Source organism: Sulfurovum sp. (genome assembly GCA_020525365.1).
In the GTDB taxonomy this organism is placed as follows: domain Bacteria; phylum Campylobacterota; class Campylobacteria; order Campylobacterales; family Sulfurovaceae; genus Sulfurovum.
The window spans coordinates 1258799-1279986 of record JAIZOF010000001.1 but is presented as its reverse complement, the minus strand read 5'-3'; the positions used below and the strand labels follow the sequence as shown (position 1 = coordinate 1279986).

The window sequence follows — 21188 nt, the reverse complement described above, 5'->3', positions numbered from 1 at the left end:
GTAACCATAAATGGAATATTCACTCGTAGGCGAAGCTCTCAAGTTTATGATGCTTGGTATGCTGATTGTCTTTATTTTTTTACTTGTATTGGTACAAGTCATGAAGCTTCAAGCAAAGATTATTAATAAGTATTTCCTCGAAAAAACACCAGAAGTATCAACTTCATCTTTACAATCTGATCAGACACAAGACACTCATCATATAGCTGCTATCGTTGCAACAATTGCAGAATTTCGTAAAGATAAATACAAATAAAAGGTTTTAAATGGCTAAAAAATATATTGATGTAATGGATACGACGTTCAGAGATGGTTTTCAGTCTGTCTTTGGTGGTCGTGTATTAATGGACGACTTTTTTCCAGCGGTTGAGGCAGCGAAAGAGGCAGGAGTTACGCACTTTGAATTTGGTGGTGGTGCACGTTTTCAGTCACTTTTCTTTTATCTTCAAGAGAATGCATTTGAGATGATGGATGGATTCCGTGAGATTGTAGGACCTGAAGCAAATCTTCAGGTCCTCTCTCGTGGTATCAATACGGTTATGCTTGATACCGGAAGTCGTGAGATGATTGACCTTTTTGCAAAAATGTTTGCCAAGCATGGTACTACAACGGTACGTAACTTTGATGCACTCAATGATGTTAATAACCTTGAGTATTCAGCACAGTGTATCAAGAAGCACAACATGAACCACGAAGTAGTCGTAACCATGATGGATCTACCTCCAGGATGCAAAGGAGCACATGATGTGCCATTCTATGAGAAAACACTGAGAAATATACTTGACAGTGGTATAGAGTTTGATTCTGTCTGTTTTAAGGATGCCTCAGGTACAGCCAATCCTCATAAGGTCTATGAGACCATTGCAATGGCAAGAAATCTTTTAGGCGACAGTATTCATTTGAGGTTACACACACATGAGACAGCAGGTGTCTCTGTAGCATCCTATCTTGCAGCACTTGAAGCAGGTGCCAATGGTATTGATATGGCAGCAAGTCCAGTTAGTGGCGGTACTTCCCAGCCTGATATTCTAACAATGTTACATGCAACAAAAGGGACAAACTACAATCTTGGTGATTTGAAGCTTGACAAGGTTCTCAAATATGAAGAGAGACTTAAGGAGTGTTTAGCCGAATATATGGTTCCACCAGAGGCAACACAAGTTAGTCCACTTATTCCATTCTCTCCAATGCCAGGTGGCGCACTGACTGCCAATACACAGATGATGAGAGATAATGGTGATCTTGATAAATTTGATGAAGTCATTAAGGCAATGAAAGAGGTTGTTGAGCGTGGCGGTTATGGTACTTCAGTAACACCTGTCAGTCAGTTTTATTGGCAACAAGCATATGCCAATGTGATGTTTGGACCATGGAAGCAAATTGCTCCAGGTTATGGAAAAATGGTATTAGGATACTTTGGTAAGACACCGGTGGAGCCAGATCGTAAGATTGTTGAGTTGGCAAGCCAGAAGCTTAAGCTTGATCCGACTATAGAAAATCCTCTTGATATTGCTGACAGGGATGAGACAAAATCTATCGTGCACTGGACAAAAATTCTTGAAGAAGAAGGTCTAGAAACAACTGAAGAAAATATTTTTATTGCAGCATCATGTGACCAGAAAGGTATTGCGTTCCTCAAGGGTGAATCACCATTGATGGTAAGAAAAGGTAAAGAAAATAATTGTGGAGAAAGAAATATGGCAGGAAATTATACGGTAGTAGTTGACGGTAAGCAGTATAGCGTTCAAGTGGCAGAGGGAAGTGGTGATGTTCAAATTGCACCGATGACAACAACACCTACGTCTACACCAGCACCAGCAGCACCTGTGGTTAGTGGAGAGGGAAGTATTGAAATCCATTCTCAGACCCCAGGTAATGTTTGGAAGATTTTGAAAAATGCAGGAGACAATGTTGCAGAAGGTGAGGTGATTATGATTCTTGAAGCAATGAAAATGGAGATTGATATTGCAGCACCTCAGGCAGGTACGATTAAGTCTATTAATATCAACGTGAATGATGCGGTCACTGATGGACAACTACTTGCTACAATGGAGTAATTATGAAGATTAAGTATCTGTTGTTCTCTACACTTTTTATATTTGCCTTTTTAACAAATACAGCAACTGCTAATGAACAAGAAAGTGGCATGCGTCACTTTAAGACACAAGAGCAGTTAATCGCTGAAGAGAAAGCAAGCTATCATCCAAAAAGTGTGACCGAGCTCATTGTTAGTTTTTTTCACACCACAGGTTTGGATGCAATCATCAATCCTAAAGAGGGTGTAAAAAATGGTCAGGGTGTGGAGGTGAGTAAATTTTCCCAAAGTTGGGGACGTGTAATTATGTTCATTATTATCTTTATTCTCTTCTATCTTGCGATCGGTAAAGGATTTGAACCATTGTTGCTATTACCTATTGCCTTTGGTGGATTGCTGGCAAACATTCCTATTGCCAATATGACAGGACCACATGGAATGCTGGGGATTATTTATGGTATGGGTATTGCTAATGAGTTTTTTCCTTTGTTGATTTTCATGGGAGTAGGGGCAATGACTGATTTTGGTCCGCTACTTGCTAACCCCAAAACAGCACTACTTGGTGGTGCAGCACAGTTTGGTATTTTTGGTTCTTTGGTTGGTGCTGCAGCACTCTCACAATACACTGGTATGGTTGACTTTACTTTGAAACAATCTGCAGCTATCTCTATTATTGGGGGTGCGGATGGTCCAACCTCAATCTTCATTGCTTCAGCATTGGCTCCTGAGATGTTAGGAGCAATTGCTGTTGCAGCATACTCTTATATGGCACTTGTGCCAGTTATTCAGCCTCCAATTATGAAGGCATTAACGACAGAAGAAGAGCGTAAGATTGTGATGAAGACGAGCAGAAAGGTACATAGACTAGAAAAACTTGTCTTTCCTTTGGTGGTGATTATGATGATTACTTTAGTGCTACCCGATGCAGCACCACTGATGGGATCCTTTGCGTTTGGTAATTTTGCTAAAGAGTCTGGTGTGGTGGATAGATTGAGTAATGAGATGCAAAACTCACTGATTAATATTGTAACTATTTTTCTTGGATTTGGTGTTGGTATGACACTACAGGCAGATAAGTTTCTTGTTCCTGAGACACTGGGTATTATGGTTATTGGCCTACTTGCATTTGCAGCAGGTACAGCAGCTGGTGTATTGATGGCAAAAGTTATGAATAAGTTCTCTAGCGAGCCTATTAACCCACTGATTGGGTCTGCAGGGGTATCTGCAGTACCAATGGCAGCACGTGTTTCAAGCAAGGTTGGTTCCGAGGCAAAGCCAGGAAATATTCTACTGATGCATGCGATGGGTCCTAATGTGGCAGGAGTTATTGGTTCAGCAGTTGCAGCTGGTGTGCTTCTTTCTATTTTTAAATAGAAATCTATTATAAAGTAAGGGTTTCTTGCTTTATAATAAAAAGGTATATTTCAGAAAAGGTATTTTTTTTGAGATATGCTTTTGGCATAGCATTTAAATAAAAGAGGATACCAATGAGTACCAGAACGCCCAATAGACTTGATAAACTAGGGTTAAAAGACATTCAAGAAGTCTATTACAATTTGAGTTATGATGAGTTGCAATCGTATGAGATAAACAAACAAGAGTGTAGGATTTCTACTTCAGGCACAGCAATGTGTGATACAGGTATCTTTACTGGAAGAAGTCCAAAAGATAAGTATTTTGTGGATCAGCCACCTTCAAATGAGCATATTGCATGGGGTGATGTCAATAGATCAATTAAAAAAGAAGTCTATGAAGAACTTTTAGATCTTACGAGAAATCAGCTTTCAGGCAAGAAGATATATATCATGGATGTCTTTACCGGCGCAAGTAAGGCAAGTAGGCGTTCTATTCGTTTCATTACAGAAGTAGCGTGGCAGGCACACTTTGTTAAAAATATGTTCATTCGCCCTACAGAAGAGGAATTGGAGTGTTTTGAGCCTGAGTTTACTGTTTATAATGCTTGTAAAGTAGTCGATGAGAAATACAAAGAGCATGGACTTAATTCTGATGTCTTTGTTGTATTTAATATTGAAGACAATATTTCTATTATTGGTGGGACTTGGTATGGTGGTGAAATGAAAAAAGGTATTTTTTCTATGATGAACTACTGGCTACCGCTTGAAGGAAAGCTCTCTATGCATTGCTCTGCCAATGTTGGAAAAGAAGGGGATGTTTGTCTCTTCTTTGGACTTTCTGGTACAGGAAAAACGACACTTTCTACTGATCCGCATCGTGCACTCATTGGTGATGATGAGCATGGATGGGATGATAACGGTGTCTTCAATTTTGAGGGTGGATGTTATGCTAAAGTAATTAATCTTGATCCTAAGTCTGAGCCTGAAATTTATGGTGCCATTATTAAAGACGCACTACTTGAGAATGTTGTAGCAGATAAAAATGGAAATGTTGATTATTCTGATAGCTCTAAAACAGAAAATACCCGTGTTTCTTACCCTATTGAACACATTAAAAACCATAAACCTGACTTGCAGGCAGGTCACCCTAATAATATTATTTTCCTTACTGCTGATGCATTTGGGGTGTTGCCACCAGTTAGTAAATTAACTAAAGAACAGGCAATGTATTATTTTTTAAGTGGATATACAGCAAAAGTTGCTGGTACTGAACGTGGCATTACTGAACCAGTTGCAACCTTCTCTGCTTGTTTTGGTGAAGCATTTTTACCATTGCACCCGACTGTCTACGCAGAACTTCTTGGGAAGAAGATTGATGAGCATAACGTCAATGTCTATCTGGTGAATACTGGATGGACAGGTGGTCCTTATGGCATAGGTAAACGTATGAGCATCAAGGATACTAGAGCATGTATCGATGGTATTCTCAATGGCTCCATTAATAATGCTGAGTTTGAGACACTATCAACTTTTAATTTGAAAATTCCCAAAACACTTGATGGCGTTAAAGATAATATGGTGCTAAACCCGAGAAATACTTGGGCTAATAAAGTAGAATATGACACAATGTTAGCAAAACTTGCTAAGATGTTTATCGAGAACTTCCACCGCTATGATGATAAAGGTGGAGAGTTTGATTTTGCATCTGCTGGTCCACAACTTTAAATTATCTTCCCTCTATTGCTTAGGGGGGTGCCCCTTTATGAACAAAAATAGTAGAAGTTAATTAATTCTAAAGTATTACAATATGATTTTATACTAAAACAACAAGATAGATACAATCTTTATCTCTTTTATTCTCTCTCAAATTCGAGTATAATACTGCGTATTTTTATAATAAGGAAGCATAGCATGGATAAGCTCAAACATTATCTCAATATTCATCCACAAGATGAGCTTCATCCTTCTGAGATTGCCAATCTTCTTAAGGATATGAATGAGAGTGACTTTGGTGAAGCGCTGAAGCATATCCCCAAAGAGCTTATTGCCGATGTTGCATTGGAACTTCCTGATCGCTACTTTGGGGATATTGTTGAGAGCTTCACCCCACAGGAAATTGCAGAGTCACTTTCGGAAATGGAATCTGATGATCAGACCGACTTTATTCAGGAGCTTGAAGAGCATGATGACTCTGTGGCAAAAGAGGTTTTTGAGAAGCTTGATAAAGAGGATCAGAAGGATATTCTTCAGCTTAAGCAGTATGAAGAAGATGAAGCTGGTGCTTACATGCAGGTGGAGGTTTACTCTGCCAAACTTGATCAAAAGGTTGAAGATGTTATTAAAGGGTTTGCCAAACTTAAACGTGAAGGAGCACTAGAGAATATTAACTACCTCTTTGTAACCGACGATGAAGACTATTTGCGTTATGGTGTTGGGCTTGATGATTTGATTGTTTTTGATCCGCAAAAGACACTCAGAGAGGATATTTGGGAGAACCCTGAGAAGTATAAACCAATTATTGGACATGATCATGATGATATTAAAGAGATTGTTCAAAAGTTTCAGGAATATGACTTAAACTCTATGCCAATTGTCAATGAGTATGGTAAATTACTTGGGCGTATTACCTCTGATGACATTTATGATATCATTAATGAACATGCGACAGATCAAATATACCACTTAGCAGGGGTTAATGATGATGCTGAAGAGGATGATGGTCTTCTTAAAGCAGGAAAGGCACGTGCAATATGGTTAGGAATTAACCTCTCTACAGCCATTATTGCTTCGCTGGTCATTGGAATATTTGAAGAGACACTTCAAGCATATGTGGCGCTAGCGGTACTAATGCCCATTGTTGCCTCTATGGGTGGTAATGCTGGCACACAATCTTTAACTGTCGTTGTGCGACAGTTGGCACTAGGCGAGATTGCCAAGAATGATGCTTATCGCACTATTAGAAAGGAGGTCATCCTTTCACTTGTTAATGGATTCATTTTTGCACTTATTATTGGTATTATTGCTGCAATATGGTTTAATAAGGGGATGCTTGGTGTGGTTATTGCAATGGCAATGATTATTAATCTACTTAGTGCCGGTTTTTTTGGCTCAGTTATTCCACTACTACTAGAACGATTTGGAATTGACCCTGCCATTGGTAGTACGGTCATTCTGACAACAGTAACAGATATTGTTGGATTTTTTGTATTTTTGGGTCTTGCGACTATTATTTTACTTTAAAAAGGATAGCAATACACTATGGATTTACTGGTAATATATTTTTTAGGTGCAGTTATTGTCTCTTTTGTTTGTTCGGTATTGGAATCGGTTCTTCTTTCAATTACGATACCATTTATCTCTGTACTAGAAAAAGAGAATCCCAAAGTGGGAAAACTGTTTAAATGGCATAAAAAGAATATCAATAAGTCTATCGCCTCCATTCTCATTCTTAATACTGTTGCAAATACTGTTGGTGCGGCAGCAGTAGGTGTACAGGCAGAACATGTATTTGGTTCTGGAGCACTTTTTTGGGTCTCTGCTGTTTTAACCTTTGCCATCCTCTTTTTTGGAGAGATTATTCCAAAAACTATTGGTGCAACCTACTGGAAACAACTTTCACCCTTGGCGGCATATATTATCAAATTTTTTATTTGGCTTACCTACCCCATTATTCTTCTAACACTCTTTGTAACAAACCGTATTAAAAAGGATAATGAAGGGCAAAGCTTAAGTAAGGAAGAGTTACTTGAGAGTGCACTATTAAGTGAAGATGAGGGAGTACTTGACGAGCAGGAGTCTGATATCATCGAGAATATTCTCAAACTCGACGATATTAAAGTGCATAACATTCTGACACCCAGAAGCGTGGTTTTTGCCATTGAACACAACCGTACCATTCAAGATGTTATTGCTAATGAGCCTGATATCTTTAAATATTCCCGTATTCCAGTTTATCATGACAATATAGAGAATGTTACTGGAATGATACTGACAAAACAACTCTTTAAGCAAGCACTTGAAGATGATAGCAGAAAAATCAATGATATCGAGAAAGATATCTATCGTATTAATGAACAGGTGCCTGTCTCGTGGGCACTTGATCTCTTTATTGAGAAGAAAGAACATATGTTTCTTGTGCTCGATAAGTATGATCAGATGGAAGGGATTGTAACACTTGAAGATTGTGTTGAAACCATTCTCGGTGTTGAGATTGTTGATGAAAGTGATACGCATGTTGATATGCGTGAACTTGCCAAGCTTAAGATGCGTCTCCAAAGGCGTCAGCAGAAAAAAGACCTTAATCTCGATTAGTATGTCTTTTACTTCTTTTGGGCTCTCTGAGTCACTACTCGAAATCCTTGAGATACAGGAACTGAAAGAGCCAACACCCATTCAGAAAAAACTGATACCAGTACTCAAAAATGGTAGTAGCATTATTGCGTCAGCACAGACAGGTAGCGGTAAGACACTTGCTTTTTTATTGCCATTACTTGATATGATTGTACCCCAAGAACCATCAATGCACCACTATCCTAAACTTTTCATTCTCTCTCCAACAAAAGAGCTGGCGCAACAACTGTATGAAGTGGCAAAGCCTTATGTTGAGGCACTAAGGTTGCGTATTGTGCTGCTTCAAGGGGGAGGTAAGCGTACAGATGAGATCAAGCGTCTTGAGCATGGGATGGATGTGGTGGTGGCAACACCGCAACGTGTACTTGAACACATAGAGGCACACCGTATCGATATTAAAGGTATTAAGCATCTTGTTGTGGATGAGGCTGATATGATGTTTGATATGGGGTTTGTTCCTTATTTGAAAAAGATATTTTTAGTGATGACAGAACGTTCTCAGAAGGTGATTGTGTCTGCAACCATTACGCCACGTGTGGTAAAGCTTACTAAAACTTATATTAAACCACTCAAACGCATTGAGATTGATCCTCTTGGGAGGATTGCTGATACTATTACGCAGTATCTCTATCCTGTTGTTCGTAGTAAAAAAGGTGCACTGCTAGCATGGCTTATCTCTTCTAATCATTTTAAAAAAGTACTTATTTTTGTCCGTAAAAAAGAGATTGCAGATGGTGTTGCCAAAGGGCTAAGAGAGTGGGACTACAAGGTTGGAATACTCCATGGAGAACGGATGCATCAAGAACGTAAAAAGTCACTACTCTCTTTTAGAAATGGGCATTATCGGATACTTGTTGCTACAGATATTGCTGCACGTGGGCTAGATATTACCAATTTGGATGTGGTTATTAGCTATGATATCCCCCATGTTAAGCATGACTTTATTCATCGTGTTGGACGCACGGGGAGAGCAGGCAAGAAGGGGGTAGCAATTACCCTTGTCAGCCCCGACGAGATCGAGCAGCTTCATGATCTACAGAAGGTGCTTCATGGTAAGATTAAAGAGGTAATTCTGCCAGAGTATGCTCCCAAAGAAGTAAAATCTAGAGGCTATTTATTGCAACCCTCACAACGTAAACAAAAACCTGCCTTTAAGAAACCTATTTCTAAAGAAGGCATAAACAAAAGAGGAAAAAAGCGAAAAACCACTAAGCGTGATGGCTGGAGGCTTTGTGATACGACCAAGAAAAAGCAGTAGTTTACTCTTTGAGTGAAAACTTTCCTATCTCTTCCAAAAAAGTAGTAGCATAAGCTCCCTTGGGAAGATAGAAGTTTACTGTAAGTTGTTTTTTTTCTTTGTTGTATTCTGTTTCGACCTCTTTTGGCCAAATCCAAGCAAAACGTCTATCGCCTTTGAGACTGGTTAGCTCATCATCATCAAAAAATCCTTCAAGATGGTACGCATCATTTTGTGCACGCAGTGCATTGGCACCACACAGCAACCCTGTTGGTGAAATCTTTTTCTTCTCAAACTGTTTTGCACTTTCTCTCATCTCTTTAATGCATACTGGTTTTCCATACGGATAAGGCATTAATATGTCGCCTAAAAAGAGTTTGAAAAATTGTGTCTGTTTGGCAAGTACTTCTACAAGTGGTAATGGATACTTCAGTTTTTTGCTAGCAATATTCAATTTTTCAGACTGAATAACCTTTGAGAGCTTCACACGACTTTGTAGCCATTTGTTAAACAGGTAACTTTGATAGGCGGCAACCATCAGTTTCTCACGGCTTCCTTTGAGTCTCTTTCCTGAGTGAGCAATCTCTTTACCTTGAAGATAGCTTTTGCCATCCTCTCCAAAACGCTGGTAGCCGTAGTAGTTGGGAATACCTTTTGTCTGCATCATCTTGGCAGTAACATGAAAGCATTTTGCATCTTTTTCATTTATGCTGTGCAGTATGATGCAAAAGCGGTTACCTTTGAGATGCCCAACTTTTAGTGGCGCCTTGTTGAGTATACGCTCAAGTACCTCTACCCGCTCAGTTGAAAGATTTTTATTGAGCATCTTTTCTGCCTGTTTTGGAATGGAAAAGTATTGAATAGTGGTGGCACTTTTGTCTTTGAGTCCAGCATAACCAATGTCACGCTCAGAAAGCCCTGTTGCCTTGGCAAGTACAGTAATAAGTTTCCAAGTACTCATGTCAGTCTTTTTTATCTTGAGTATAAGGTGGTTTCCACTGTGAGTAAAGCAATAAAGAGGTATCTCTTCTACAAAAAATCTGGTAATAGTTTGCTTGAAATTAAAGTGTATAGGGGTGTGGGGGTAGGCGTAGTGTTTGATGTGATTCATGAAGTGTAGTATAGCGTAAAAGCCACCAGCAGCAACTTACCCACATTTTCCTGGCTCACACTTCATGCCACCACCACACTTTCCCTCTAATTTACTCTTGATACTACCTGATTGCATCTGGTCTATCATCTTTTGTGTCTCTTTGGGGTAGACAATGAATTTATACCCTTTGTAAAGAGTAAGAATCCCATAGAAAATTACCAGCATAGCAGCAAGTTTCATCATGGTACCACGTAGGTTGCCATGCTGAAGAAACTTGGTAATGGCCCCAAGAAAGAAAAGGGCAGGGATGGTTGCTAGTCCAAAGGTTGCCATAACAATGGCTCCCCACAGAGGGTTGGCAGTTGATGCAGCAAAGATGGCAAAAGAGTAGACCAGACCACAGGGAATGATGCCATTGAGCATTCCTAGCGTATAGAAGCTAAAAAGAGAACTATCTTTAATCAGTTTTTGAAACATCTTCTTAAACCACCCTTGTTTGGAAATAGAGTACTCCGCAGAGCTGAGGAGTGTAAAATTACCAAGCAATGAAGCACCTGCGAGAATCATTAAGGTTCCCGTTAGTACAAAAAGTACTCCTTTGGTGGTAGGCGTAAAGGCAATTACCTTTCCTATAAAACCAAAAATTGCTCCCAGTACAGCATAAGTAGTAATACGCCCAAAATTGTATGCTAGATGTGAAAGAACTTGACGGCTCCAAGGGGAGTTTTGATTAATTTTGCTAGAACTGTAAGCAACAACAATACCGCCACACATACCGATGCAGTGTCCAATACTGCCAAGAAATGCTGTGGTGAGAATGATGACAAGGTCTATGTTATTCATGTATTTCCTCATTTTAACTCAAATTTGAAATAATATCCACAATGATTTATGTTATGTGTATGCTTAAAGAAGCCTATTTCAAGATTTGAGTTATGAAAAATTATAAAACTATAGTATTATTTTGTTAAAATGATGTTAATTAACGCAGAGGATTAGTAATGTTTAAATCATTTAAGCGTTCCATCATGAAGATGTTTCGTGAATTTCTGGTTTATCACCACAGCTCTTTAGAGTTTAGGGCAAAGATATTAACACTCATGATTTCAAGCAATGGAGAGATGTGTGAATGCGAAAAACAGAAAATGAAAGAGATTGCTTATGAGATTTATGGTGATGATCAAGAGCGTGCAGCATTATTGATTGATACGGTTAAAGAGTATCATGCAAAGATTATTACAGATAATGGTTTAGACTTTGAGCATCTTGTTCAGCAGGTAAATAAAGAGGCGTGTGAAGTGAAGCGTTTTTGTGAAAAGATTAACATTGGACTTTTAATAAAACTGCACGAGTGTCTTGATGAGAAAGATGAGGAGGAACGCCTTTTTCAACTTCGTATTATTGAGTTTCTTCAGGGGCTCAAAGAAGAGTGCAAGGTTTAGTCATGGAGTGGTATAGATTTATCTCAATAGGCAAGGTGCAGGGTGTCTTTTATCGAAAGTCTGTTTCTCAGGCGATGATGCGTGCAGGTTTCAATGGTTACATACAGAATCTTAATGATGGTACAGTGGAGACAGTGGCATTCATTGTTGATGAAGATGCCGACTTTCCTTGTGTATTGCAGATACTTAAAGAGGGATCTCCCACGAGTGATGTTGAAGATATTCACTATGAGAGCATAGGTGATGTAGAAGTAGAGAGTGACGGTTTTGTCATTAGGTAGCAAAAGGAGTTTAGAGTGTCAAGTGGATGGGGGTGTCAATTTTTGGGTACAAATGGTGAGATCAAAGAGTGGTGCATGAAACTTCACCATGTCTGTGAACCAGGCTGCAAAGGGTGCATTATTGCCAATCAGGTAACCTTCAGTAAATTACACATTGATCAAGAGCAAAAGCATAAGGTTAAAAAACGTAGTGATAATCCGTTGGGAGACCGGTAAGTGGTTTTAGGTAAAATATTTTAATATTATGTATGAGCGAGAAAGAGATTACTTGAAGCTACTACCCCCCCCCAAAAAAAACTGTAGCTTTTATTTTGCTACCTTGTCTTCAAACCTTTCCATCAGTTTTTCAATCTTTGGCGGGATGACAGCATTACAGTAGCCCTGCATAGGGTTTTGGCGATAGTAATCTTGGTGGTAATCTTCTGCACGGTAGTAATTTTTTAGGGGCTCAAGTGTTGTGACAATAGGATTGGTGTAATCTTTCTGCGCGCGCTCCATGGCATACTTTGCAGCTTCCAACTCTTCATTGCTCTGATAGCAAATACAACTTCTGTACTGTGTACCCACATCGGCACCTTGTTGGTTGAGCTGTGTTGGGTTGTGTGTGGCAAAAAATATATCAAAAAGAGTGTCAAGATCTATTACCTCGTTGTTATAGGTGATTTTGATTACTTCTGCATAGCCAGTGTTACCACGACAGACAGAACGGTAGTCTGGGTTTGGTGTGTCACCGTTGGCATAACCACTCTCTACATCGCTGACCCCTTTGAGTCTTTCGAATACTGCTTCAGTACACCAAAAACATCCACCTCCTACAATGAGTTCCTTTATTGCCATTTTCTATCCTTTTTTTGATTTTTTGCTTTCCTCTTGGAGGTATACTATTCTTTTAAAAAATAATCAGAGATTTTATTTTTAAATTGCTTATATACTAAATAATACTTTTACAATTATATGTTATGATTCTTTTGTTTTACAACAAACATTAAGGAGAAAAATCATGATACATATGACTAAATTTATTGTAGCAATACTTCTTGGAGTAGTGGTATTCTCATCGACTGCATCTGCTAGTGTGGAGAAAGGTAAAAAGATCTACATGAAAAAACTTAAATCTGTATGTGGATTTAATGGTGCTAAGTTTGCAATAAAGCATACTCAAGATGAGTGGGAAAAGCTTAAAGATGAGGGTAAGTTTCAAAAAGAGGTTCAAAAGATATGCCCAAAGGCAAAATTGAAAAACAAATATGTAAATGATGTGTATGATTTTGCATATGAGTATGCTTCTGATTCTGGCAATGTTCCATCCTGCTAATTGCTATAATATTATGAGTATCATTTAGGATAGGTGGTTATAATTTGATGCAATATTAAATATTTATTTAAATTACATACGCTATAATCATGTCGCATAATAATGCCAAAATTCAAACTTAAGGGATACATAAATGAAAAAAATTATAATTGCAACACTCTTCGCAGGGTCAACACTTCTTATGGCTGACGGTGCAGCACTATTTGCTAAATGTGCAGGATGCCATGGACAAAAAGGTGAGAAAAAAGCACTTGGTAAATCTAATGTCATTCAAGGACAGAGTGCTGCAAAAACAGTTGAGGCACTTAAAGGCTATAAAGCAGGTACACTTAATACACATGGTATGGGTAAGTTAATGAAAGGTCAAGTTGCTTCTATGAGTGATGCAGATATCAAAGCAGTTGCTGACTATATTGCAGGTCTCAAATAAGACTCTTTTTTAAATTATTGTATCTATCTCTTAAGTGAGATAGATACAAAACTTCTTCATCGTATACTAAAATGATACACTTTCTTACTTTCCCTAAAACTGTACACCAAGTTTTATAAAATGTTATCTCTAACATATCTATTTATATTTCCCTTTAATCCCCCCCCCATTCCTTTAGACAATTTTATAATACTCATCTAGTACCTGTGGGCTGGCATTAACTAAAATTCGTTATGATTTCTCAATTTAATATAGGATAATGTATGGATTTTTCATTACTTGAAACTTGGGGATATCTTGCGGTTGCATTTTTCTCTTTTGGTGGCTCATTTGTTATTGTTGCAGCAGCAGGGGTTTTCTCTTATATGGGACACATGGATCTTGTTACGGTATTGGTCATAGCGGCTACAACAAACTTTTTGGGAGATAATGTTTTGTTTTATTTAGGAAAGTATCAAAAAAAAGAGATACAACCATACTTTGCCAAACATAAACGAAAATTAGCACTAGCAACACTTATCATGCGGAAATATGGTATTTTGGCAATTTTTATTCAAAAATTTATTTATGGGGTAAAAACAATCGTACCTATCTCTATGGCATTGGCAAAGTATGATTTTAAAAAGTTTATATTTTTCAACCTATTTGCATCGGTTTTCTTTGTTTGTGTCATTGGGCTGAGTGCCTATTTTGCCAGTGAGACAATCATAGCTTTTTTTAGTACCATGCAAGAAAGACTGTGGATGGTACCTATGATTATGGTTCTAGTACTAGGATCAATTTGGTTTATTTTGAAAAAGTAACTAAAATTAAATTATTTCTATAAAGAAACTTGACAATATATGACTAAAGGTATATAATGCATTTATCGATATAAATGAACCAAAAGGGAGTCATGATGAGTATTTTAGAAAAACTAACCAATCAAATGCAAGAGACCATCGAATCTGGGGTTTCTCTTGCGCTACATAATAAAAATCAAGAAGTAGAACCAATTCATCTTATTTGGGCACTATTGACCAATAGTAACTCCATTCTCAATCAAGCACTCAATAGAATGAATACAGAAAGAGCAACCATTGAACTTGAGACCAAGAGTATGGCACAAAAACTATCTTCGGTTTCGACTGTGACCAAGGAGAACATTAGGCTTGGTCAGAATTTTGTACATTCACTTCAAAAAGCCGAAGGAACTATGGTAACCAATGGAGACCAGTATCTTGCGGTCGACACATGGCTCGTTGCCAATATCAATGAGAGTTTTATTGAAGATACCATTGGAAAGTATGTGGATATTACTGAGCTTAAAAAAACACTTGAGTCCATCAGGGGTGGTAAGCAGATTGACTCACAGTCTGCAGATGAAACATTTGAGGCACTAGCACAGTATGGAATAGACCTGAATCAAAAAGCAATTGATGGTGAACTTGATCCAGTGATTGGGCGTGATGAAGAGGTGCAGCGTGTGATGCAGATTCTGATTCGTAAAACCAAAAATAACCCAATTCTCATTGGAGAACCAGGTACAGGAAAGACTGCCATTGTCGAAGGTTTGGCACAACGTATTGTTAGCAAAGAGGTACCACTGAGTTTACAAAATATGCGTGTCGTCTCACTTGATATGAGCCGTCTTATTGCTGGTGCAAAGTATCGTGGTGAGTTTGAAGATAGACTTAAGGCAGTGATTGATGAGGTGAAAGAGGCAAGTAATATCATCCTCTTTATTGATGAGATTCATACCATTGTGGGTGCGGGTGCAAGTGAAGGAAGTATGGATGCGGCAAATATCCTTAAGCCTGCCCTTGCACGCGGAGAGTTGCATACCATTGGTGCAACCACACTTAAAGAGTATAGAAAGTATTTTGAGAAAGATACTGCACTCCAAAGACGTTTCCAGCCAGTTAAGGTGGATGAGCCAAATATCAATGAAGCACTACAGATACTCAGAGGAATTAAAGAGCGTCTTGAAACACATCATAATGTAATCATCACTGATAGTGCACTTGTTGTGGCAACGAAGCTCTCAGACCGTTATATTACCGACAGATTTCTACCAGACAAAGCAATTGACTTGATTGATGAAGCAGCAGCAGAGCTAAAGATGCAAATTGAGAGTGAGCCGACCGAATTGGCACGCGTTAAGCGTGAGATCTCTGCACTTCAAGTAGAGAAGGAGGCACTCAAGATGGAAGAGGGTAATAAAAATGCTGTACGTCTTGAGGAGATTGAAAAAGTGCTTGCCAACCTTGAAGAGCATCGCATGAGTCTCCAGAATCAGTTTGAGAGTGAGAAACAGGTATTTAGTCATATTGCAGAGACTAAGTCTGCTATTGAATCACTTAAGCATCAAGCAGAGACTGTAAAACGAGAGGGTGATTTTAATAAGGCAGCAGAGATTGAGTATGGTCAAATTCCCAAGAAGCAGTCAGAACTCAAGTCATTTGAAGAGAAGTGGACACATATGATGAGAGAGGGAACTTTACTAAAGAACTCAGTTGATGAAGAGATGATTGCCAGTATTATTAGTCGCTGGACAGGTATTCCTGTTAACAAGATGCTTCAAAGTGAAAAAGAGAAAATTCTCCATATTGAGGATGTCCTTGAAGAGGAGGTCATCGGACAAGAAGAGGCACTGAGAGCCATCGCACGTGCTATCAAGCGCAATAAAGCAGGTCTGAGTGATATCAATCGCCCTATTGGAAGCTTTATATTTCTTGGATCCACTGGTGTTGGAAAGACACAAGTAGCCAAGACATTGGCAAAATTCCTCTTTGACAGTGAAAAGTCACTTATCCGTATTGATATGAGTGAATATATGGAGAAGCATGCAGCAAGTAGGCTGGTTGGTGCACCTCCAGGATATGTTGGGTATGATGAGGGTGGTCAGCTAACCGAAGCTGTGAGAAGAAAACCATATGCTGTTGTACTTTTTGATGAGATTGAGAAAGCACATCCAGATGTTTTCAATATACTACTTCAAGTACTTGAAGATGGTCGTCTAACAGACAATAAAGGAGTAACGGTAGATTTTAAGAACACCATTATCATCATGACATCTAATATTGCTTCTGACAAGATTGTAGAATTTGATAATCCTCAGGAGAGAAGAAAAGCAGTCAATGATGAGTTGAAATTTTATTTTAAGCCAGAATTCCTTAATCGTCTTGATGATATCGTCATTTTTAATCCACTTGATCTGGATGCAATTACTCATATTGTAAATATTCTCTTCAAGGGTATTCAAAACAAGTTAGCAGAACGTGATATTACTATTACACTTACTACTACTGCCAAAACCTATATTGCTGAGGCAGGATTTGACCCTGTTTATGGTGCAAGACCTTTGAAACGTGCACTCTATGAAGTGGTTGAGGATAGACTTGCTGAGCTTATTCTTGAAGATAAGGTTATTGATGGCAGTAGTGTTGAGTTTGATGTACAAAATGGTAAGATTGTTGTCAATATTTCCTAAATATTGTTTATCTGTAGTAGTATAATCATTGTATTTGATAAGATTTTGGTTGCGGGAGGCGGATTTGAACCACCGACCTTCGGGTTATGAGCCCGACGAGCTACCAAACTGCTCTATCCCGCGTCAAATGAAGTATGCGATTATAGCCCGAATAATTATATTCAAGCTGAAATCTATTGTGGATGGGGTAGAGGGATTCGAACCCCCGAATGACTGGACCAAAACCAGTTGCCTTACCGCTTGGCTATACCCCAATGTTAACCTATTTGGCTTATGTGGACGGCATTATAGCACCAAATATTTTACTTGTCAAGATATGTGAATGTAAAGAAAATGGTTATATTTTTATGATCTATTCTTAATAAGAAACAAGAAGATAACCAATGATATAGATGAAACAACAATAATAGAAGCACCAGAAGTGAGATTATAGGTATAGGATAACCAAAGTCCAATTACGGTGAAGAGTATGGAGATGAGTCCAGAGAGTATCATCATCTGCCATAGTGTATTGGAGATTTTCTCGGCAATGTAAACAGGGATAGTGAGCATAGCAATTACCAAAATAAGTCCAACTACCTTGATGGCAATGACTACTGTCAGTGCCGAAAGAATGAGAATTAGTGTATAGAAGAAGCGTACAGAAATACCTCTAAGTCTTGCATATTCACTATCATAACTAACAGCTAAAATGTTTCGATACCAAAAAGTGATAGAAAAAATGATGAAGAGTAGTAGAGCACCCATAAAGTAGAGATCTTGTGTATTGACAGTGAGAATAGAACCAAAGAGGTAGCTCATGAGGTCAACATTGTAGCCTGGCGTCATATCGACAAAGAGTATACCAATTGCCATACCTGCTGTCCAGATAAGACCAATAAAGGTATCAATACGGTAACGCTTGTATAGGGTCAGGTTGGCTATAATAAGTGCGGAAAGTACTGCAAAAATGGAGGCACCAAAAAATATAGGAAAACCAAAGTAGACTGCCATGCCAATACCTCCATAGGAGGCATGTGCAATACCACCGGCAAGAAAGACCATGCGATTGACTACAATCAGTGAACCAATAATTCCTGCTGCAAGTGAAACAAGTATGCCTGCAATAAGCGCATGTTGTATGAAAGTGAACTGGAGTGCCTCTATCATGTTCTTGCCTCCATGATACCATTTAAGGGTGTGTCATCTGGTATGGTATCTGCAGGTAAACAAGATTCACAGTTCTCGGCTCCAAGAAGTTGTAACAGTTCTATCTCACAGAAATGCTCATTATTTCCATGTGTATGGAATGTCTTCTGCTTATTGCTAATATCATGAAAGGCAAGCCTTTTATTGACATGTGCAGCCTTGTTGGCATACTCAAGAATGACTGAAATATCGTGACTAACGACAATGATAGTAATGGTTTTATTAAGTTGCTTTAGCAGTTCGTAGATCTCCTTTTGTCCTTTGATATCAATACTAGAGGTGGGTTCATCAAGCATCAAGATCTTTGGGCATGCACAGAGTGCACGGGCAATCATCACACGTTGACGTTGACCCCCCGAGAGATCACCTATCTTGCTTTGGGCATAATGTTCCATACCAACCTGAGTGAGTGCACCCATGGCACACACAATCTCCTCTTTGCCATACCCCCAAAGTGGTTTTTTGCCGTCTACATGTCCCATGAGTACTACTTCAAGTACTTTGATAGGGAAATCGGTATTGATATTAGTGTTTTGTGGAACATAGCCAATAGAGGAGAGGGGTTTTGAGGATAATCTGCCAAGGGTACATATGGTACCTTTGGTGGGCTTCAATAGCCCAAGTATGAGTTTAATGAGCGTGGATTTTCCTCCACCATTAGGACCAATGATGGCAAGAAAGTCAAGTGGTTTAACGGTAAGGTTTATGTTTTCCAAAATAATATCTTTTTCATAGGAGAACAGAAGATTCTTTATCTCAATGACAGCCATTTACTCTTCTCCTACGATTGCCTTGGCAATACGTATAAGATTAGTAGACCAATCTGAAGCAAGTGGACTAATCTTAATGAGGGAGATATGCAGTTCATGAGCAATAACTTTTGCTGTATTGTCAGAGAGTTCGGGTTGTGTAAAGATAGCATGAACCTTTTTTCTCTTTGCCTTTTTAATAAGCATAATAAGTTCTTTGGGTTTAGGTTCTTTTCCTTCTATTTCTATGGGGAGCTGTGTGAGTCCATATGCTTTAGCAAAGTAGCCCCATGAAGGATGAACGACCATAAAAGCCGTCCCTTTTGGTTTAACAGAGAGTATCTTTTGTATTTTTTTGTCAGTTGCTTGAACTGTAGCAAGAAATATTTTAAGATTTTTTTGATAATAGGCTTGATTGCTGGGATCGGCTTGGGAAAGAGCAGTATAGATATGCTCTGCCATCTTTGCAATATTGGTAGGAGAGAGCCAAATATGCGGATCTAGTTCACCCTCTTTTTCGTGGTGATGTATATCTTCATGAAGGTGCCCTGTTGTCATGGGTAATTTTTCAATACCTTGTGAAAGGTCAATAATGTTTATATTGGAATTGAGATTTTTAAACTTGGGTAACCAAATCTTCTCGAATCCCACACCAATAGCAAAGTAGAGTTGTGCCTGTGATACTTTTTTCATTTGAGAGGGTTTGGGTTCGTAAGTATGTGGAGAATTGCTTGGTAATACCATGAGTGACACAGTGACACGGTTACCACCAATGGCTTTAACAAATATTTTTTCAGGCAAGATACTTACGATTGTAGATAAATTAGCATAAAGAATATTGGTAAGAAAAATAGTGATAACAATCCGTTTCATGTCCTATATTGTAGCGAAAATATATAAATATATTAGCGTTTTCCCTCTACTTCTTTTTTGTAAAATTCTTTGTTATAATCGTACCATGACACATAAAGATAAGCTAGCCAAGGCAAAAGCAAAATTGATGCTTGAGCATCCTTATATTGGTTCGATTGCAACAGTACTGAATCTTGATGTTAATCATGAGACACTAACCTTTAGTAGTGATGGGGTGAGCCTAAAATATAATAATGAATATATTGAAAAGGCACCATTAGATGAGATAGAGTTTGCACTTGCTAATGGAGCAATGCATGCAGTATTCAAACATGCCCAACGCCAACATGACCGGGTTGGTCGTATCTGGCAAGCAGCAACCGATCTGCTGGTTAACAATATACTAGTAAAGAACAACTTTATTCTTCCTCCCTATGTCTATTATGATGAGCGGTTTGATGGAATGTATGCTGAAGAGATTTATGATGTACTTAAAGATGAGCTAATATATAACCAGACACTTGATACTGCTGAAGCACCTACGCCTGATGATGCCAAAAGTAAAGCAGAGAAACAGAATAAAGAACAAGAATCACAACAAAAGTGTGAAGAAGAACACCATAGCAACTACACACCACCCAATGAACAGACTTCTCTTCTAGAGATTGATGCAGAAGAGATGACAGCATTGCAGAAAGAAGCTGAAGAGTACTTTGAGCAGATATTTCAAAAGTTTAAACGCCAAAAAGCACTACCCAAAGGAATAGAGATACTTGTTCCCGCGTACTTTGTACACAAGCTACATTGGCGTGAATTACTCTATCGCTACATTGCCGAATTTGCCAAAAGTGCCTATAGTTTTATGCCACCAAATATGAAATATCTTCACCATGGTATTTGTCTGCCAAGCCTTGGGTCAGATCTGCTACGTATTGTTATTGCCATAGATACTTCTGGTTCCGTGGATAAGTCATTGCTCTCAATATTTCTTGGAGAGGTAGAGGGTATTATGCAAAGCCATAGAAACTATGAGATAGATCTTATTACTGCCGATATTAAGGTGCAGTCACATCAAACCTTTCTACATGGAGAGCCCCTTGATTATACTATCAGTGGTGGTGGAGGAACAGACTTTCGCCCCACGTTTGATTATATTGACAAGACAATAGATTATCCTACGTTACTCCTGTATTTTACTGACGGAATGGGAATATTCCCCAAAAATAGACCAAACTATGATGTGATATGGAGTATGCCTGTATTTAAGGAGGTGCCATTTGGAGAAGTACTACTTTTAGAGAAAAATGGTTAGAAATGTTCCTGATTTCTCCTAATTCTGCTAAGCATCCTCATAGTAAATTTCGATATAATGACGCTAAAATTTGTGTA

General features: G+C 38.6%; 21 protein-coding genes and 2 tRNA genes. 15 read left to right on the top strand and 8 right to left on the bottom strand.

Translation table 11 applies throughout. From position 1 onward, the window contains the following. The first annotated feature begins 10 nt into the window (after positions 1-10). The 7 genes from LGB01_06400 to LGB01_06370 all read left to right on the top strand — a co-directional run bounded on the left by LGB01_06400 (position 11) and on the right by LGB01_06370 (position 8998). Entirely contained in the window at positions 11-256 is a 246-nt protein-coding gene (locus tag LGB01_06400) for an OadG family protein (protein ID MCB4753827.1), read from the top strand. Between the two features lie 10 nt (positions 257-266). After that, on the top strand, positions 267-2057 hold the full coding sequence (locus LGB01_06395) for a biotin attachment protein (protein ID MCB4753826.1): 1791 nt from the start codon (positions 267-269) through the stop codon (positions 2055-2057). A gap of 2 nt (positions 2058-2059) precedes the next feature. Further along, the gene (locus LGB01_06390) at positions 2060-3409 is read left to right on the top strand and encodes a sodium ion-translocating decarboxylase subunit beta (GenBank protein MCB4753825.1); all 1350 of its coding nucleotides are present in this window, start codon (positions 2060-2062) and stop codon (positions 3407-3409) included. 113 nt (positions 3410-3522) lie between these two features. After that, positions 3523-5115: a phosphoenolpyruvate carboxykinase (ATP) gene (gene pckA / locus LGB01_06385; GenBank protein MCB4753824.1), complete on the top strand. Its 1593-nt coding sequence runs from the start codon at positions 3523-3525 to the stop codon at positions 5113-5115. 150 nt (positions 5116-5265) lie between these two features. Further along, a complete protein-coding gene (mgtE, locus tag LGB01_06380) occupies positions 5266-6630 on the top strand; it encodes a magnesium transporter (GenBank protein ID MCB4753823.1) in 1365 nt (454 codons plus the stop codon). Between the two features lie 18 nt (positions 6631-6648). Continuing rightward, a complete protein-coding gene (locus tag LGB01_06375; protein MCB4753822.1) occupies positions 6649-7701 on the top strand; it encodes a CNNM domain-containing protein in 1053 nt (350 codons plus the stop codon). A 1-nt stretch (position 7702) separates the two neighbouring features. Beyond that, the gene (locus tag LGB01_06370) at positions 7703-8998 is read left to right on the top strand and encodes a DEAD/DEAH box helicase (protein ID MCB4753821.1); all 1296 of its coding nucleotides are present in this window, start codon (positions 7703-7705) and stop codon (positions 8996-8998) included. A gap of 1 nt (position 8999) precedes the next feature. Here the strand turns inward: LGB01_06370 and LGB01_06365 are convergent, their stop codons facing one another. Further along, on the bottom strand, positions 9000-10088 hold the full coding sequence (locus tag LGB01_06365; GenBank protein ID MCB4753820.1) for a tRNA pseudouridine(13) synthase TruD: 1089 nt from the start codon (positions 10086-10088) through the stop codon (positions 9000-9002). A 36-nt stretch (positions 10089-10124) separates the two neighbouring features. Next, positions 10125-10913 (bottom strand): sulfite exporter TauE/SafE family protein, encoded by a 789-nt coding sequence (locus LGB01_06360; GenBank protein ID MCB4753819.1) that lies wholly within the window; start codon positions 10911-10913, stop codon positions 10125-10127. A gap of 158 nt (positions 10914-11071) precedes the next feature. Between LGB01_06360 and LGB01_06355 the strand changes: the two genes are divergently transcribed. The 3 genes from LGB01_06355 to LGB01_06345 are packed head-to-tail and all read left to right on the top strand — an operon-like array spanning position 11072 to position 12009. Then, complete coding sequence (locus LGB01_06355) at positions 11072-11512, top strand: hypothetical protein (protein ID MCB4753818.1); 441 nt, start codon at positions 11072-11074, stop codon at positions 11510-11512. A gap of 2 nt (positions 11513-11514) precedes the next feature. Then, the gene (locus LGB01_06350; GenBank protein ID MCB4753817.1) at positions 11515-11793 is read left to right on the top strand and encodes an acylphosphatase; all 279 of its coding nucleotides are present in this window, start codon (positions 11515-11517) and stop codon (positions 11791-11793) included. Between the two features lie 15 nt (positions 11794-11808). Further along, complete coding sequence (locus LGB01_06345; protein MCB4753816.1) at positions 11809-12009, top strand: hypothetical protein; 201 nt, start codon at positions 11809-11811, stop codon at positions 12007-12009. 90 nt (positions 12010-12099) lie between these two features. Here the strand turns inward: LGB01_06345 and msrA are convergent, their stop codons facing one another. Continuing rightward, on the bottom strand, positions 12100-12624 hold the full coding sequence (gene msrA, locus LGB01_06340) for a peptide-methionine (S)-S-oxide reductase MsrA (protein ID MCB4753815.1): 525 nt from the start codon (positions 12622-12624) through the stop codon (positions 12100-12102). Positions 12625-12793: 169 nt separating this feature from the next. On the opposite strand from msrA, the gene LGB01_06335 reads away from it, so the two are divergent. The 4 genes from LGB01_06335 (at position 12794) to LGB01_06320 (ending at position 17010) form a co-directional block, all read left to right on the top strand. Then, the gene (locus tag LGB01_06335) at positions 12794-13108 is read left to right on the top strand and encodes a cytochrome C (protein MCB4753814.1); all 315 of its coding nucleotides are present in this window, start codon (positions 12794-12796) and stop codon (positions 13106-13108) included. A gap of 133 nt (positions 13109-13241) precedes the next feature. Further along, positions 13242-13538 (top strand): c-type cytochrome, encoded by a 297-nt coding sequence (locus LGB01_06330; GenBank protein MCB4753813.1) that lies wholly within the window; start codon positions 13242-13244, stop codon positions 13536-13538. Positions 13539-13801: 263 nt separating this feature from the next. Then, positions 13802-14341, top strand: a complete 540-nt coding sequence (locus LGB01_06325; protein MCB4753812.1) for a DedA family protein — start codon at positions 13802-13804, stop codon at positions 14339-14341. A gap of 95 nt (positions 14342-14436) precedes the next feature. Continuing rightward, positions 14437-17010 (top strand): AAA family ATPase, encoded by a 2574-nt coding sequence (locus LGB01_06320; protein ID MCB4753811.1) that lies wholly within the window; start codon positions 14437-14439, stop codon positions 17008-17010. A 46-nt stretch (positions 17011-17056) separates the two neighbouring features. On the opposite strand, the gene LGB01_06315 is transcribed toward LGB01_06320, so the two are convergent. From LGB01_06315 to LGB01_06295, 5 genes are all read right to left on the bottom strand, one after another. Next, positions 17057-17133: transfer RNA gene (locus LGB01_06315), tRNA-Met, on the bottom strand. 56 nt (positions 17134-17189) lie between these two features. Beyond that, positions 17190-17264, bottom strand: a tRNA-Gln gene (locus LGB01_06310). A gap of 91 nt (positions 17265-17355) precedes the next feature. Continuing rightward, complete coding sequence (locus tag LGB01_06305; GenBank protein MCB4753810.1) at positions 17356-18159, bottom strand: metal ABC transporter permease; 804 nt, start codon at positions 18157-18159, stop codon at positions 17356-17358. Continuing rightward, positions 18156-18968 carry an ABC transporter ATP-binding protein gene (locus tag LGB01_06300; protein ID MCB4753809.1) on the bottom strand — a complete coding sequence of 271 codons (813 nt, stop codon included), beginning with the start codon at positions 18966-18968 and terminating at the stop codon, positions 18156-18158. The genes LGB01_06305 and LGB01_06300 overlap by 4 nt, the downstream gene beginning before the upstream one ends. Next, positions 18969-19820, bottom strand: coding sequence for a zinc ABC transporter substrate-binding protein (locus tag LGB01_06295; GenBank protein MCB4753808.1), 852 nt, complete (start codon positions 19818-19820; stop codon positions 18969-18971). 85 nt (positions 19821-19905) lie between these two features. Here LGB01_06295 and LGB01_06290 point away from each other — a divergent pair, with 85 nt between their 5' ends. Next, entirely contained in the window at positions 19906-21111 is a 1206-nt protein-coding gene (locus LGB01_06290; protein MCB4753807.1) for a VWA-like domain-containing protein, read from the top strand. The last annotated feature ends 77 nt before the right edge of the window (positions 21112-21188 follow it).